The sequence below is a fragment of the Aquiflexum sp. genome (assembly GCF_041751335.1).
Taxonomy (GTDB): Bacteria; Bacteroidota; Bacteroidia; order Cytophagales; family Cyclobacteriaceae; genus Aquiflexum.
In genome coordinates this window covers 1-16237 of sequence record NZ_JBGSXS010000262.1, presented here as the reverse complement: position 1 = coordinate 16237, position 16237 = coordinate 1, and the positions used below count along the sequence as shown (strand labels likewise).

Below are 16237 nucleotides of genomic sequence, written 5' to 3'. Positions count from 1 at the left end.
GAGCCTCACAACCTTACCTTGATGATTGACCACGGCTTTGGAACCCCATTTGTCCACCAAGGTGTAACAGATGAAGTCGGAAATTTTTCTTTTATAGGCCTGGATTATCAGGATTCTGTGTCCATGTACCTTCAGGCATTTATAGCTAGAGATAGAAAGTCGGCTCCTCCTAAAGAGGTTAAAAATAATGAGGTAGAATTTTGGATTCCCGAAAAACCAAAAACTGAAAGAAGCAAGTATATCGGTTTCCCCAATGAAGACAGGTTTCTGGATTTTGATGATTATATGGTAACCGTCAAAGAAGCCAAAAACCTAATGGAACAATTCGTTTTAAGCCGCGAAATTGAATTGGGTGAAGTTACTGTAAGAGGTAGAAGAAGTTCACTTCTACCGGACAATAGGGCATTGCAGTACAGCAATAATCCTGAGTTAAGTCTCGTAGTAACAGAAGAATATTATAACTTCCAGAACATATTCCAATTACTAAGAGGACGATTTCCCGGGGTCAATGTAGCAGGAGATGTGTTCAGCATCAATCCACCTCCTGCAGTTCTTATCCGTGGAGGGGCTATTTCTGGAAGCGGTCTGACAGGTGCAACTTTTTTTCTCGATGGCAACCCGACCCAAATAGGCCTTATAGCCACATTGCCTGTGGCAGAGATTGAACGGATTGACATACTTAGAAGTCTCAGTAGGGCTGCCGTATATGGATCTGACGGGGCTGGTGGAGTTATTAATGTGTTGACAAAATCAGGAAATCCAAACAGGGATTTCAGTGATGATCCCACAAGGGGAAATGCCTCATTGGAAACTAAAGGCTATGCCCCAGTTAGGGAATTCTATACACCCTCAGCAATACCCGATTTCAATGCTCCAATTGCCATAGATTACCGGTCCACCATATTTTGGGCTCCAAATATCAATACCAATGAAAGAGGAAAGGCATTCATAGAATTTCCACTTTCGGAAGGTAGTCCAGAAGTACGGGTAAATTTGGAGGGTCTATCCAAGACAGGAGAACCTATCCGGGCCACTTACCAATTTAAAGTCAATTAAACACAGGTAGATGAAATTTAGAATCCTCTCAAATACGCCGACCTATTTTCTTTCTATCCTTTTATTCTTTTTATCCCTGAATGTCAATGCCCAGTTTGTAGTCAAAGGCAAAGTCCTGAATGTGGAGAATTTGGAACCCATACCCTTTGCAACGGTATTTATCAGTAATTCCAGCTTTGGTGATGTTACGGATACCAATGGTTTTTTTGAAATTCCCATACCTGCCGGCAATCATGAGTTGGTGATCAGCTTTATGGGCTTTGAACCGTTCAGTTATTCCATTTCTACCTTGGCCTTACATGAGTCTTATGAATTCAGAATAAGTCCTTCACCAATTGATCTGACTGAAAGAGAAGTCACTGCAAAAAGGGACAAAGCCTGGTATGATAATCTGGAAATCTTTAAGGAGTACTTTTTAGGCAACAGTGTCAATGCTTCCAAATGCGTTATCAAAAATTCGGAAGTGTTGATTTTGGATGCTGAAAGCAACCCCAATGTCTTACAGGCCAGGGCCAAGGAAATATTGGAAATAGAAAATCCAATTCTTGGATATACCATCAAGTATGTTCTGACAGGATTTGAACTGAACAAGCAAAAAAATCAGATTTCTTATTCAGGTTATCCATATTTTATTGAAGACCAATTGCCCAAAAGGAGGCAGCGCAAGGTCGAAGAAAACAGGAGGACAGCTTACCTTGGAAGTGTGATGCATTTTATCAGGACCCTTTATAATGGAAATAACAAAGAGGAGGGCTATGAAATATATACTTCAGAAAAAGTCCCCAATCCCAAGAAACCAAGTGAAGAGGAAGTCGAAAAACTCAGGAACCAGCTAGAAGATACAAAAGATAAAATGAGAAGGTCATTTATTGAAAGTCTTATCAAAGATCAAAATCTTCCTGATTCAATTGATTCTCCAATTGGAACCCCTATCGACCCTGCTATTCTAATCGGTTCTACAGCTGCTGGGAAAAAATTCATTACTTATACTACCCCTGTCTATATCGTTTATACCAATCAAACAGATGATCCTGCATTTTTGCAGTACAGTCTTAGAAATGTCAGCAAAACCATTCGCTCCTTGGGAATTATTGATGAGCCCAACAGGGAGTTTGTCTCTAATTTACCTCAGTTAAGTTTGATGGACATGAGGGCAAAAGCAGTACAGATTTTTGAAAACGGTAGTTATTTTCATCCCTATGACCTGTTTTTTGAGGGATACATGGCCTGGGAAAAAATCGGGGATCTGTTGCCTTTTGATTATGGGAGAGGTGATTGATTTGACTTCCTGAAAATTAAAAATTGGCATTTACCGGAAGGAAAAGGACATCAAGGTAACCTTGCCTCACCAATGACATAAATCCGAGTGGCACGTCACCCTGATCCCGATGGCTATCGGGATCAGGGTCTCTCGAGGATCAGGAAATGTATTATAAACATAAATAGGACCTCTGGAGATTCTTCGTACCTCAGAATGACGGCTGCCTAGGGGGTAACTTGATGTCATTCCTTTTCTGAACATTTTAAAAATGTTGGGGACTCTGGATGACGGGTAACCTGATGTCATTCCCTATTTTGAACATTTTCGAAATGTTGGGGACTCGAAGTGAAAAGGAAAGGCTCATTTCCTCTCTTGGACATTTTTTGTTTCCAAACCCCTCACTCACTATACTCTGTCTAAAACCTTCCTTACATCTATTTCACATTTCTTTTTTACCTCTCCCCGAGAGATTGTTACGTCGCTCAAAGGGGATACTAACTTATAAAGCAAATTGAAGTGCTCCTCCTGCCAGAGGCAGGCAGACGCAATGACACCGCAATCTAAAATCTATATTCTAAAATCCCTACCTAAACCCATCCGCCTTCCTATACGCCGCGATCAAGGCTGTTTCCCCTTCTTTGCCGGGGAGTGCATTCCCGTGTTCCATGCCACAGATGCCTTTAAATCCTTTGGCATCGATATGTTTGAAGACATTTTGGTAATTGATCTCTCCTGTGCCTGGTTCTTTTCTTCCAGGATTGTCACCGATTTGGATATAGGCAATTTCATCCCAAGCCAAGTCCATCATGGCAATCAGATTGCCTTCATTGCGCTGCATGTGGTAGAGGTCATAGAGGATTTTACAGGATGGGCTGTCCACTGCTTTGCAGATGGCATAGCTTTGGTCCGAAAATCTCAGGAATAGGTCAGGGTTGTCACTGAGCGGTTCCAGCACCATCGCAAGTCCATGTGGTTCAAATACTTCTGCCCCGCGTTTGAGTGCCTCAATCACATGGCCTGTCTGAATGCCGATTGGTAATTTCCTTTCGAAATAACCCGGCACCACTGTAGCCCATTTGGCATTGACTCTTTTGGCCGCCTCTACGGATTTCTTGCAAGTGGCCACGAAATTGTCGATAAATTCCTGCTTGCCCGTTGAGAGTGATACTTTCCAATTGTCACCACCATCTACGACAAAGACTCCCATCCTCATGCCAAGCTGTTCCAAGGTGCTGCCGATCAGGTTTTGATCTTCTATCGGTCTGCCCAAGAGGCCATTGTCTTCCAAAGAGCGGAAACCCTGATCAGCCATAAATTTCAGCTGATCGACCAATCCGTCTCCTCCATGGTTTTTGAACATGCCGAAATGAGGGGCATAGTCCAGGTTAAATGGATTTTCTGCTTTAACGTCCTTGGCATAAGCAGCCAAACTACTACCGCCAACCAAAGATGCAGCAGCACCTCCAAGGCTGAGGTTTTTGATAAAATTTCTTCTTTTCATGCTCATATTACTTTGGTTTTTCCGGGTATGGCAAATGGATAATAGCCATCCGCATTGGGAAGGACTTTTGGCATGGCATCCCAAGCCAGTTTTTCCGGCATCAAGTTGACATTTGAATTCAAGGCTTCGTCCCAGGTCACTACCTTGCCTGAGTAAGTGGCGTATCTGCCCAAGATTGCAGTCATGGTACTTTTTGCCGCATTCTCTGCATCGGCAAACTTATACTCTCCGGCTACAATGGCCGCAAAAAGTTCATCGTGTTCTACCTGATATGGATTGGGGTTATTGTCTCTGTCATGTGTATAAAGGGAATTGCCTTTATAATCGGTCAGGTTGCCATGGTTTCCGCCACTGAGGAAAACCTTACCTTTAGTGCCCTGAAATGATTCATCCACCCTATTGGTCGCTCCGGGGAAATGTCGACATTCACTGAAAATCACCGTGCCGTCAGCATAGGTAAAGGTGATGGAATGGTGATCGAATATTTCACCATATTCTTTACCTGTGCGGACCTGCCTGCCACCTGTTCCATAGGCTTGAACAGGATAGGAGTTTTTGACCCAGTTGGCCACATCTATGTTGTGGACATGTTGTTCGTTGATATGGTCACCACATAGCCAGTTGAAATAATACCAATTACGCATCTGATATTCCATTTCATTCTGCCCTTCCTGTCGAGGATTTACCCATACGCCACCGTCATTCCAATAAACCTGTCCTCCTACGATATCTCCTATGGCACCGTCATGAATACGTTTGATGGTTTCTTTGTAATTTTCCTGATAGTGTCTTTGGAGACCGACCACCACATTGAGTTTTTTCTTTTTGGCTTCTTCAGCGGCAGCAAGTACCCTACGGATTCCGATTGCATCTATGGCAACGGGCTTTTCCATGAAAACCTGCTTCCCCTGTTTGACGGCTTCTTCAAAATGGTCAGGTCTGAATCCGGGAGGTGAAGCCAATATTACCACATCTGCCAGCTTGATGGCTTCTTTGTAGCCTTCGAAGCCTACAAACTTCCTTTCTTCGGGGACGTCTACTTTGTCACTGCCATATTTGTCCATGATAGGGGTATAGCTTTTGTCTATCCTGTCCCTGAAGGCATCTGCCATGGCCACCAACTTGATATTATATCCGGTTTCGAATGCCTGAAAAACAGCACCTGTTCCTCTTCCGCCACATCCGATGACGGCCAATTTAATTTCATCTGTGCCGGAAGCATAAGCACCGGGAATGGAGAAGGGCTGTATCATCATCCCTCCTGCCAGTATTGCGGAGGTTTTGAGAAAATCCCTTCTTGGTTTTTGAGTTTGGTTATTCATGAGTTTATTGTTTTTTTAAGATGTGAGATGTGAGATGTGAAACACAAGACGCAAGACATAAGACAGTTAAGCCTGGAAGATTTTGGATGTCCGATGACACCAGCATTCTGAAATTTAATGTTGTTCGTAATTTTAAATGAATTTAAATCTTCCCTTTTTATATTTTGGTTATTCATTACAAGTTAATTCATTACAACCGATTTTATTTATGAGGTTCTGAATTCTTACCAGTAAATGTTAATACAGTTTTCCAACAAAAGAGAAGGATAAATATAGATTCATGCCAACATCGGTCATCCGACATCCGACAATCTCATCAATAATCCGCTATCGGAGCCCTATCATAGTATGCTTTGATTTCGGACTCGGTTGGGGGATGAAGGGGTCTTACCACCCGTAATCCCAAAAAGGGGACTTCGGGAAACCACCATTGGCTTTTGGGTATCTGCGGATCGATCCGCTTCCAATCAGCTTTGGAATAGAACCTTTTTGAACTTCTGAGATCTAAAGCTGGACTTTTGTAATTTCCACCTCGGATAGTGCCGGGATAGAGTTTTTGAATGGTTATTTTAGGATCTTTTTGAATAGCATCTGTCCTGCTGTGATAGGTATTGGATTCGTATTGGTCGGAAGTCCATTCCATGACGTTGCCTAGAATATCGTATAGTCCCCATGGATTTGGTTTTTTGAGTCCGATGGGGTGGGTTTCTCCCTCACTGTTTTTTTCAAACCAAGCATATTCAATCAGCAGGTTTTCATCATTTCCAAAGAAATACTTGCTGTTCGAACCGGCTTTTGCGGCATATTCCCATTCTGCCTCAGTCGGAAGTCTGTAAAACACACCTGTTTTCATGTATAGCCATTTACAGAATTGTATGGCCCCATATTGGGTCATGCCGATAGCGGGTTTGTTTTCCTTGCCCATCCCAAAAGTCATATCCAAGTAAGGGATACTTGGTCGGGTAAGTCCGTCTACTATATCTGGTAATGGCTTTTCAGAAATGGCTTCCTCGTAATTTTTGTCCAGAAACATCTCGAAGATATCCCAGGTAATTTCATGAGTTCCCATCCAATAGGGGGAGATTTCGACTTGATGAACTGGTTTTTCATCTTCTTCTCCTCCGGAATTGCCCATCATAAATTTTCCGCCCGGAATGGGAGTCATACCAAAACTTTGAGGGGAATCGGGGATTTTTTGGGTGTAGGGGACAAACTCCTCCTGAGAAGGGAATTTCCATGAAATCACCAAAAGGACCAAAGCACAGATAAAGGAATAAAAAGTCCAGGATTTCAGATTAAATGAGGTCATTTTCTAGGTCTAATTGAAAGGGAAAAAGAAAAATACTCCAAATCCTTGAATTATAAAAAGGTTTATTGTAAATGAGTGGATTTATGGCAAAGATGAAGTTAAAAGATATTTTTAACGGCCACTACGATTAGGTCATTGATAGCTCCGCCGTATAATGCCCGGCTGCTGACCGGCATGAATATGTGGCTCAAGGAACCCCTCAATTTGAACTCACCTTTTATCCTTAAAGTGTGCAACAATTCCCATGACGATCAATAGCTGAGCAAGGACATAGCTCCCCATGACAAGTACGCCTGATTCAGGGAATGGCTTGAAAAACATATTGATTGCCAAGATGCCATCAGAAATCAGAAATAACATTGCTCCTATAAATACCTGCCAAAAACTAGCGGGTATCGTTTTTTGGTACCTTTCCCGGGCTGTGGTGACCATCATCACGATCACAATCAGGTAAATGACCACAGGTATCTTCATGTTGCCCAATCCAGGATTGACCAGGAAGTATACAAATGCTGCAAGGATATAGATGGGGAGGTTTACAAGAAATAGCCTGATGAAATTTACCTGACCAATGACAAATGGATTGGTTTGGCTGATTTTGAATCCGATGATATAACAAATGTGCGCCATCAGGAATGCACCAAGCCCATAAAGGAATAAATTTGGGAAGAGTAGCAATACATCACCCATCCAGGAAAAAATCAGGGCCGCGCTGATGCTTTTTCTCAAAAGTGTACCTTTTACTTCAAAGCTGTTGAAATAAAAATAGAACCATAAGGAAATGATAATTAAAGGCTTGCTGTAAATTCTGAATGCAGATTCACCATTTGCAGTAAAAAAAATATCCAACATGCTGACAAACAAAAATAAATAAAGCCAAAGTATATATTTCTTTTTCATTGATGGGCATTTTTTTGTTTCTAAATATAGCCAGTTTATAAACTTATTGGGTTGTTTTATTGACAAAAACACCACTTAACATTGTGATAAAGATTTCTTAACAAATAAAGGTTTAGACATAAATAATTTTTTAATAAAAGCCAATTAAGTATTCCAATGCCCTTTAAAATGCAAAAAACTGTGTAAAAATAAAATTTCCTTCTTATTTCAATGTTAAGAAATTGTTAAGTAAACTTGTGAATAAATGTTAAAACTTAACAATTCCAAAAAAAAAAACTTGGAATACTCGGCTACATTTGTAGCGGAAAACAAAAACTGATTTTCTAACACTTATTTCAAATTTCCACAAAAAACAAAAATTATGAGGCAAACATTACTAAAGAGTTTAATTGCGGTATTTATGCTTGTGTTAGGCACGGGTGTTGCTTATTCGCAAGGGGTAACAACTGCCAGTATGTCTGGTAGGGTTATAGACAGTTCAGGGGAAACCCTTCCTGGTGCGAATGTGGTAGCGACACACACCCCGTCAGGTACTAGATATGGAGCAGTAACCAACCTTGATGGTAGGTATACAATTCCAGGTATGAGAGTTGGTGGACCTTACACTGTGGCAGTTTCATTTATAGGATACGAAACGCAAAAAGTAGAGGGAATCTCCCTAAGCTTAGGTGTGACAGCCAATGTGAATGTTACCATGAGAGAAGATGGGGAACAATTACAAGAGGTAATAATTACTGGCGACAGAAGTTCTGTATTCAGTTCAGAGAGAACGGGTGCTGCAACATCCATCAGCAATGAGACTATCAATAGGCTTCCAACAGTTTCCAGATCAATCAACGATTTTACAAGACTGACCCCTCAGGGAAGAGGTGGCTCTTTTGCAGGTCAAGACAGTAGGTTAAACAATATTACAGTAGATGGGTCCATGTTTAACAACTCTTTTGGTTTGGGCGACAGCAATCTTCCAGGAGCTAGAACAGGAGTGGCCCCTATTTCATTAGATGCAGTAGACCAAGTTTCGGTAAATGTGGCACCTTATGACGTTCGTCAGGCTAACTTTACAGGAGCTGGTATTAACGCAGTTACAAGAAGCGGAACCAATGAATTTACAGGTTCTGCCTATTACTTCTGGAGAGGTTCAGATAACGTAGGTACAAAAGCAAAGGACAATTCTTTTGATCCGGGAGATTTTACTTACAGACAACTCGGTTTTAGGGTTGGTGGTCCCATCATCAAGGACAAATTATTCTTCTTCGCATCATTTGAAGATGAGAAAGAAACTACTCCTGGTACAACATTCAGAGCGAATTCAGGTAATGAACCAGTAGCGGGTAACACAACTCGGGTATTGAGATCTGACTTGAACCAGTTAAGTGGATTTTTAAGAAATAATTTTGGTTATGAGACAGGACCTTTTGAGGGTTACGATCACAGCACTGTTGGTACCAGGTTCTTGGCTAAAGTAGATTATAACATCAATGACAAAAACAAATTGAGTGTAAGGTACACCCATTTGGATTCTGAAACCGATGTTCTTGCTTCAAACTCTTCTTCATTAGGGTTTGGCTCAAGAAGAAGCAATCTAAATGCCATCAATTTCCAAAACACCAACTACCTTATCTTTGAAAACATCCGGTCTATTATCGGTGAATTGAACACAAGAATAAACCAGAATATGACCAACAATTTCATTATAGGTTATACTTTCCAGGATGAAAGCCGTGGTTCAAGAGGAGATTTCTTCCCATTGGTAGATATTTTGAAAGATGGGGCTACCTACACTTCTTTTGGATTTGAACCTTTCACTCCAAATAACGAATTGAGGTATGGTACTTTCCAGATCCAAAACAACCTTCAAATCTTTAAAGGAAAGCACACCATTACAGGAGGATTTAACTTGGAGAGATATTCGTACGAGAACGTATTCTTCCCTGGTTCCCAATCAGCTTACGTTTACAATTCACTTGAGGACTTCTATGCAGATGCACAAGGATATCTGGCCAACCCAAATAGGGTTACTACCGATGTTGATTTGAGAAGATTTCAGGTAAGATGGTCAAATATACCTGGTCAGGAAAAGCCAATTCAGCCAACCAAAGTTACTTACATGGGCCTTTATGGACAGGATGAGATTGCCGTTAACAGTAATTTGAATCTTACTATTGGATTAAGGGTTGATTTACCAGTCTTTGATAATACCGGTTTCAGGAACCAGCAAGTCGAAGGACTTAATTTCACTGACCCAAGCGGTGCTACAAGAAAATTCAGAACTGACGAATTGCCAAACCCTAATTTGCTTTGGTCACCAAGGGTAGGATTTAACTATGATATCAGCCAAGGTGCAAAAACGACACAGTTGAGAGGTGGTACTGGTATCTTTACCGGTAGACCTATATTTGTTTGGATTTCAAACCAAATAGGTAACAATGGGATCCTAACGGGTTTTGAAAGACTTGATTCAAGTCAAGGTACTCCTCTTCAAAACAGACCTTTTAATCCTGATCCGAATCACTACAAGCCATCCGTTGTGACAGGTGCTCCAGCATCCTCTTATGAATTGGCATTGACAGAACCTGATTTCAAGTTCCCGCAAGTGTGGAGAACCAATATTGCTGTTGACCAAAGATTGCCAGGAGGAATTATCGGTACTGCAGAGTTTATTTACAATGCTGATGTAAACGGAATCGCTTACTACAACGCTAACCTATCTAGTCCAAATACTGCATTCACAGGTGTTGATAATAGACCAAGATGGACTTCTGGTAACCGTATCAATGGAAATATTGATAATGCGGTTGTGTTAATGAATCAAAATGTAGGTAACTCTTGGGTAGGTTCAATTTCCCTAGAAAAGCCATTTAGCAATGGATTATATGCTAAAGCAGCTTATAGCTATGGTGAATCCAGAAATGTGATAGATCCAGGATCTATCGCCTTCGGTTCTTGGAACAACAATCCACACCAAGGAAATCCAAATAACCCTTCAATGGCGCTTTCAGGAGCTTTCATGGGTCACAATGCATTTGCATCCGTGAGCTATACCAAAGACTTATTTGAATTTGGAGAAACTTCCTTCTCATTGTTCTGGAGTGCATTTACTCAGGGTAATACAAGTTATGTTTATAATGGTGACCTGAATGGTGATGGAGGATTCTCTAATGATTTGATCTACATTCCAGCCAATACAAGCCAAATGAATTTCGAGACCTTTACAACAGGTGGAAGAACATTCACAGCTGCAGATCAGGCAGCAGCTTGGGAAGCTTACATTCAGCAGGACAAGTATTTGAGTGCCAATAGAGGCAAAATTTCAGAAAGAGGGGCAGTGATCTTCCCTGTCATCTATAGGGCAGACTTCAGTGCTTCCCAAACTCTTAGGACTACAGGTAAAGGAAAGTTGGAGTTTAGAGTGGATATTCTTAACGTAGGTAACCTTCTAAACAACAACTGGGGAGTAGGTAACCAAATCGTTCAAAATAGACCTTTAATTTCAAGAGGTGCGGATGGCGAAGGAAGAGCACTTCACAGACTGGCAGTTGTAGGAGGAGAATTACTTCCTGCGCAGACATTTGTTCCTAGTGCTAATTTTGGTGATGTTTGGAGATTACAGTGGGGTCTTAGATTCACATTCTAATCTTAACCATAAATAAAATCAAAAGCCCTCAAGAAATTGAGGGTTTTTTTTATGGTTTATAACGACTCAGCCCCTATCTTTCTTCTACTAAAACTACTTGTCCTATGACTCTTTTTTCAAGAAGGAAGTTTTTGAAGACGACTTCCCTGGTTGCTGCAGGAATCTGCGCCCCACCTCTTTATTATCCCGCTTTTTCACAAAAAGAAAATAACCTTGGTCATATTCAAGTCAATGGTCATATTAGGTCAATGGGAAAGGGTATTCCGGGTGTGAGTATATCTGATGGGAAATATGTGTACCGCACTGACATTAAGGGAAGATTTGAGTTTTTGACCGATAGACCCTTTGTTTTCATTTCTTATCCTTCAGGATATCAGTTTGACCTGTTAGAAAACGGCTCTGTGAATTTTTTCAGAAAACTTGATTTTGCCCAAAAGACCAATCGATTGCTTTTTGATCTACAAGCTTCCAAAAACTCAGATATAATCCACCACTTTCTAATCATTGCCGATCCTCAGGTTCAGACAGGTGAGGAAGCAGATATGTTTGTTGAGGAATCTTGTGGGGATCTTAAGCGCATGAATATGGACCTGAAAGATTCCAATATATTCGGGATTGGTTGTGGTGACCTTGTTTTCGATAATTTTGATCTTTTTGAAAAATACAATGAAGGGATCAAGTCCACAGGTATCCCCTTTTTTCAGGTTTTGGGAAACCATGACATTGACTTGACGGCAAGATCAAATGAGGCAAGTCAAAAACCGTTTATCGACCAGTTTGGACCTACATACTATTCATTCAACAGAGGTAAGACCCACTATGTTGTTTTGAACGATGTCTATTTCCTGGGCAGCAGGCAATATTATGGTTATTTGGATGAGGTGCAACTTTCTTGGTTGGAGCAGGATCTTGCTGATATTCCAAAGGAGAATCCACTTGTTATTTTTCTTCATATCCCGGCTTTTTCCCATGTGGTAGAATATAATCCAGGCAGAGACATCAACAAGGAATCTTTGGTCAACAGAGAGGCCTTATACAAAATTCTGATGGGGTATCAGGCACATCTTATATCCGGTCATGTACATTGGAATGAAAACAGAGTAATCGAAAGCATATTTGAACACAATACAGGCGCGATCAGCGGTGCATGGTGGTCGGGGGATATCTGTTATGATGGTACACCCAAAGGGTATGGGGTTTACCAATCCAATAATGGGGATATTTCCTGGCAATATAAAAATATTGGTAAAGACTTGGGTTTTCAGTTCAGAACTTACCCAAAGGGGGCACATCCTGAATTCCCGGATTTATATTGTATCAATATCTGGAATTGGGATCCCGAATGGAAAGTGTCTTGGTATGAAAACGGGATTAAAAAAGGTGAACCAAGAAGGGAGATTGCAACTGACCCGATGGCCATGGAAATCTATGGCCCAAATAAGCCCAAAAAACAATCCTGGATCAGTCCACAAAAAAATGACCATATGTTTTTCTTTGAACCCATTGATCCGGAGGCAAAAATAAAAATTAAGGTAATTGACCGATTCGGTAATATTTACTCCGATACAATTGTGTAAATTAAGGCCTAATTCAGGCTTTTGTAAGTGGGTGTTTTATGGCAAACAAATCTTCGATTGATAGTATTAGAGAAGAGCTTTTAATTCTTGAAACCAAAATGGCCACCGAAGTGGGACTGAGGCTTAATATGCTGAGGGGTCTGCATGGGGAACAATTTGAATCCGGTAAAAACCTGATAGAATACCTGACCTTGCGAAAGGAAGACCTCCGTAGCCTTCAGGATGACCTGCATGTGCATGGTTTATCTTCTTTGGCAAGCTCTGAAAGCCATATTCACCGACAGGTTCAGGCAATTTTGGAAAGATTGGGTAAAAGTTATGCAGAAGAGGAATTGGATATGTGTACCTATTCCTTCAGTAAAAAAAGAATCAGGGACAAAAGTCAGCAGCTTTTTGGGAAACAGCTTTTGGAAGACATCCCTTCGCTGATGGTCACCTTTGATTCAGGATTTGCAGATAATTATGCACTGATCAAGTCTCTTTTGTTGAGTGGAATGAATGTAGCAAGAATCAATTGTGCCCATGATGATGAAGCTACATGGTCCAAAATGATCCATAAAATTAAAAAAGCCAGTAAACAAACAGGTTTGGACTGTAAGGTTTATATGGATCTTGCCGGCCCAAAAATCAGGACCAAACTTCTCGGCAAAGGTAAAGAAGAGGGTGAAATTAAAATCAAAGACGGGGTCATGATTTGGTTGGCCGATGATGCCAATGGGTTTGATGCGGAGGAAGTGGTTATCAGCCCCAATGAACCCGGGATTATATCCATGCTCCAAAAAGGGGATAGGGTTTATATTGATGATGGAAAATTCGGAGGCGTTGTAGAAAAAGTCAAAAAAAATAAAGTTGGTGTTCGTATCAACAGGGTTTCTTCGAAAAAGGGATTGATAAAGAATGAAAAGGGCATCAACTTCCCGGATACCATATTGAAAATTCCCTCAATGACGGCATTTGACAGATCATGTTTACCGTTTATCTGCAAACATGCGGACCTTTTGGGTTATTCTTTTGTCAAAACTGCAGAAGACATCAGCATTTTGAGGGAGACTATAAAAGAGTTAGGAGTTAAGAACCCATCATTGATCATAAAGATTGAAACCCATGAAGCGGTAGAAAATTTGCCTTCCTTATTACTGGAAGGTATGAAACATCGTGGATTTGGTGTAATGATCGCAAGGGGAGATCTGGCAGTGGAGATTGGATTTGAAAGGACCGGTGAAATACAGGAGGAAATCTTATGGATTTGTGAAGCTGCCCATGTGCCCGTGGTCTGGGCAACACAGGTTTTGGAAAGTCTCAACAAATCAGGCATGGCAACCCGATCTGAAATTACCGATGCGGGACAATCTGCCAACGCGGAATGTGTCATGATCAATAAGGGTGAGCATACCCTCGAAGTCATTGCAACTCTGAAAAACATTTTGAAACGTACGGCTTCACACAGAATTAAAAAAAGATTTCGATTCAGATCGCTGAAGATTGCAGAGAAGTTTATGGCGGGTTAATCTTGATCTAAATATGATAGTTGAATAGTTTCGATTAATGTCCCTTTAGGGACAAAATATAGGTAAAAACGGGTTAAATTGAGGTGCCTCTGTGCCTTTAGGTACGTTATATATCCTGTACCTAAAGGCACAATGATCCCGACATCAAACGATTAAGCTACCGATATTAATGTCCCTAAAGGGACCAAAAGAAATTTTATCTTTAGGGTCAAATGAATAATTGAAAAAGGGCTATTTAATTATAAGAATTTCCGCCTTCTTTCTAGTAAAGTCTTCATCTAATATTAGAGATGACTAATTTTAATTCAGGCCTCTTTGGACTTTACTATCCATGAATGGCAGGCATCCTGAAAAAACAGCTTGCACATCCAAAATAACATGAAAATCACTTTCATTATTCTATTTGTCTTGGCTTTGGCAGCGTTTGGCTTCATGCGTTATCATCAATACCAATTTGAGAAATCAAGCCAACTTAAATTCAATGTGATGGATTTCGAACTTCCAGGTTCAAAGGAAAACCTGAACAAACTCATCTTGGAATGGTCTTCCCCGGAAAGCAAAGAGTTTGTTCTGGATCAACTCAGAATCGATTACCTGTTTATGTCGACTTTGTTTCCTACGATTTTGATGCTATGTCTTTTGGTGAGGAGAAGGCTACAGGAATCCTTCTTCAAATCAAAGACCATCCCAAAATATCAGATTCTGAATTATCTCCTTTTGGGATTGGCTTTTTTGCAACTGTTTGCCTGGATCTTTGATATTATGGAAAATATCAGACTGAGCACTTGGATCAAACTAGGTGAAGTAGGCAATATGTTTCTGTTTGAAACCTTGGTAAAGTTAAAATTTTTGTTTGCAATCTTGGGATTCTTAGGCCCTATTGCAATTTGCATTTGGTTGAAAAGCACCCGAAAAGTAAAGCTGAGATAAAATTGTTTGACCAAACATTTCCACACAATGAATACCGGCAATGATAACAGAGTTTGTCAAAAGCAATTGGGTAGCTCTTCAAGCTCTAAATTTTATCGCGATAGCTATCGGGATCGGTCTTCGGTCTTCGTCCCGAAAAGCAGAGAAATTTAGGTGATTGGCATTTTTTCAGGTATGCAAAATGAAAAGCAAAATCATTCATAAGCAAAAGCCTTCAAAATATGTTTGGCAGCCTGTATCATTTCCTCCTCTCTTTTGTCTTCTGTAATCTCGATCCACGGTGCATAATCGGTACTGGTACCGGAAAACATTTTTTCTTTGTAGGATTGGTATTCATCCCAAAGTTCCCGGGACTTTTCATCGAAGGGGGTCATTTTCCATTTGGTCAAAGGACTTGATTTGACATTCTTGATTCTTCTGGCCTGTTCTTTTTTGCTGATGGAAAAATAGAACTTGACCAAATGAATTCCTGATTCAACCAACATTTTTTCAAAATCATTGACCTGCCCCATAAAAAGTTCATACTCCTCTTGGCTGCACAATCCGTGCACCGGTTCAATAATGGCTCTATTGTACCAACTTCTGTCCCAAAGCACCATTTGCCCGGGCTGCGGGAGTTTTTCTACAAATTTTTTGAAATACCATTCTCCGGATTCACCTTCACTGCGGTGGGGGAGATTGACTTCTACCCTATAATGTCTGGGGTTATTATAGGAAAGGATTTTCCGGATAATGCCACTTTTTTCTGAAGAGTCACTACCATGGAAAAGAACCACCAATTTTTTGTTATTGGCGATCAACCAAAGTTGCATTTTCACCAATTCCACCTGGATTTCTTTAAGCTTTAACTCATACTTTGCTTCGTAAAGGGCTTTTTCCAGGTCCACTTTTTTGTTTTCCAGTAGGTGTTTGAGCCCGATTTTCGAGTTCAATATCTTCAGATCTTCTTTAGTCAGTTCCATAAGTTTAAAGTTCAAAATGTTTTGGTTTGCGGAAAAAAGGGTAAAGCACATTTGGGTCAGTCAGCAAATTGGCTTTGGTAGAACCCTTCCCTTTATAATCAAACTGTGAAAGAACATGCCGAAGGCTTTCCAACCGGGCTGTTCTTTTTTCATTGGTATCTACAATGACCCATGGACAATAGGCTGTATGAGTTCTTGTAAACATCCGCTCTTTGTATTTGGTGTTCTCATCCCAAAGTTCCTGTCCTTTCTTGTCCACCGGGCTGAATTTCCATTC

11 protein-coding genes and 1 pseudogene are annotated in these 16237 nt (G+C 40.7%); 6 read left to right on the top strand and 6 right to left on the bottom strand.

All coding sequences use genetic code 11. The features are described 5' to 3' along the window. Both ACEW8U_RS14525 and ACEW8U_RS14520 read left to right on the top strand, forming a co-directional pair. The coding region (locus ACEW8U_RS14525; RefSeq protein WP_373522772.1) for a TonB-dependent receptor at positions 1-1056 on the top strand (1056 nt) is incomplete at its 5' end. A 10-nt stretch (positions 1057-1066) separates the two neighbouring features. Then, positions 1067-2335: a carboxypeptidase-like regulatory domain-containing protein gene (locus tag ACEW8U_RS14520; RefSeq protein ID WP_373522771.1), complete on the top strand. Its 1269-nt coding sequence runs from the start codon at positions 1067-1069 to the stop codon at positions 2333-2335. 565 nt (positions 2336-2900) lie between these two features. Here ACEW8U_RS14520 and ACEW8U_RS14515 read toward each other — a convergent pair. From ACEW8U_RS14515 to ACEW8U_RS14500, 4 genes are all read right to left on the bottom strand, one after another. Further along, on the bottom strand, positions 2901-3818 hold the full coding sequence (locus ACEW8U_RS14515; protein ID WP_373522770.1) for a TIM barrel protein: 918 nt from the start codon (positions 3816-3818) through the stop codon (positions 2901-2903). 2 nt (positions 3819-3820) lie between these two features. Next, positions 3821-5140, bottom strand: a complete 1320-nt coding sequence (locus ACEW8U_RS14510) for a Gfo/Idh/MocA family protein (RefSeq protein ID WP_373522769.1) — start codon at positions 5138-5140, stop codon at positions 3821-3823. Positions 5141-5456: 316 nt separating this feature from the next. Further along, positions 5457-6449, bottom strand: a complete 993-nt coding sequence (locus ACEW8U_RS14505) for a formylglycine-generating enzyme family protein (RefSeq protein WP_373522768.1) — start codon at positions 6447-6449, stop codon at positions 5457-5459. 210 nt (positions 6450-6659) lie between these two features. Continuing rightward, entirely contained in the window at positions 6660-7349 is a 690-nt protein-coding gene (locus ACEW8U_RS14500) for a lysoplasmalogenase (protein ID WP_373522767.1), read from the bottom strand. 361 nt (positions 7350-7710) lie between these two features. Between ACEW8U_RS14500 and ACEW8U_RS14495 the strand changes: the two genes are divergently transcribed. The 4 genes from ACEW8U_RS14495 to ACEW8U_RS14480 all read left to right on the top strand — a co-directional run bounded on the left by ACEW8U_RS14495 (position 7711) and on the right by ACEW8U_RS14480 (position 14998). Next, complete coding sequence (locus ACEW8U_RS14495) at positions 7711-10983, top strand: carboxypeptidase regulatory-like domain-containing protein (RefSeq protein ID WP_373522766.1); 3273 nt, start codon at positions 7711-7713, stop codon at positions 10981-10983. A 104-nt stretch (positions 10984-11087) separates the two neighbouring features. After that, the gene (locus ACEW8U_RS14490) at positions 11088-12560 is read left to right on the top strand and encodes a calcineurin-like phosphoesterase C-terminal domain-containing protein (protein WP_373522765.1); all 1473 of its coding nucleotides are present in this window, start codon (positions 11088-11090) and stop codon (positions 12558-12560) included. 38 nt (positions 12561-12598) lie between these two features. Further along, positions 12599-14068: a pyruvate kinase gene (locus ACEW8U_RS14485; protein WP_373522764.1), complete on the top strand. Its 1470-nt coding sequence runs from the start codon at positions 12599-12601 to the stop codon at positions 14066-14068. Positions 14069-14446: 378 nt separating this feature from the next. Continuing rightward, positions 14447-14998 carry a hypothetical protein gene (locus ACEW8U_RS14480; protein WP_373522763.1) on the top strand — a complete coding sequence of 184 codons (552 nt, stop codon included), beginning with the start codon at positions 14447-14449 and terminating at the stop codon, positions 14996-14998. Between the two features lie 194 nt (positions 14999-15192). On the opposite strand, the gene ACEW8U_RS14475 is transcribed toward ACEW8U_RS14480, so the two are convergent. Next, positions 15193-15960 carry a polyphosphate kinase 2 family protein gene (locus ACEW8U_RS14475; RefSeq protein ID WP_373522762.1) on the bottom strand — a complete coding sequence of 256 codons (768 nt, stop codon included), beginning with the start codon at positions 15958-15960 and terminating at the stop codon, positions 15193-15195. A gap of 4 nt (positions 15961-15964) precedes the next feature. After that, positions 15965-16237, bottom strand: a pseudogene (locus ACEW8U_RS14470) (polyphosphate kinase 2); the annotation flags it as partial.

Excerpts from the sequence above, each read along its gene's own strand:
- ACEW8U_RS14485 (WP_373522764.1), top strand. The coding sequence starts at position 12,599 with ATGGCAAACAAATCTTCGATTGATAGTATTAGAGAAGAGCTTTTAATT.
- ACEW8U_RS14510 (WP_373522769.1), bottom strand. The coding sequence starts at position 5,140 with ATGAATAACCAAACTCAAAAACCAAGAAGGGATTTTCTCAAAACCTCC.
- ACEW8U_RS14515 (WP_373522770.1), bottom strand. The coding sequence starts at position 3,818 with ATGAAAAGAAGAAATTTTATCAAAAACCTCAGCCTTGGAGGTGCTGCT.
- ACEW8U_RS14490 (WP_373522765.1), top strand. The coding sequence starts at position 11,088 with ATGACTCTTTTTTCAAGAAGGAAGTTTTTGAAGACGACTTCCCTGGTT.
- ACEW8U_RS14475 (WP_373522762.1), bottom strand. The coding sequence starts at position 15,960 with ATGGAACTGACTAAAGAAGATCTGAAGATATTGAACTCGAAAATCGGG.
- ACEW8U_RS14520 (WP_373522771.1), top strand. The coding sequence starts at position 1,067 with ATGAAATTTAGAATCCTCTCAAATACGCCGACCTATTTTCTTTCTATC.
- ACEW8U_RS14505 (WP_373522768.1), bottom strand. The coding sequence starts at position 6,449 with ATGACCTCATTTAATCTGAAATCCTGGACTTTTTATTCCTTTATCTGT.
- ACEW8U_RS14495 (WP_373522766.1), top strand. The coding sequence starts at position 7,711 with ATGAGGCAAACATTACTAAAGAGTTTAATTGCGGTATTTATGCTTGTG.
- ACEW8U_RS14480 (WP_373522763.1), top strand. The coding sequence starts at position 14,447 with ATGAAAATCACTTTCATTATTCTATTTGTCTTGGCTTTGGCAGCGTTT.
- ACEW8U_RS14500 (WP_373522767.1), bottom strand. The coding sequence starts at position 7,349 with ATGAAAAAGAAATATATACTTTGGCTTTATTTATTTTTGTTTGTCAGC.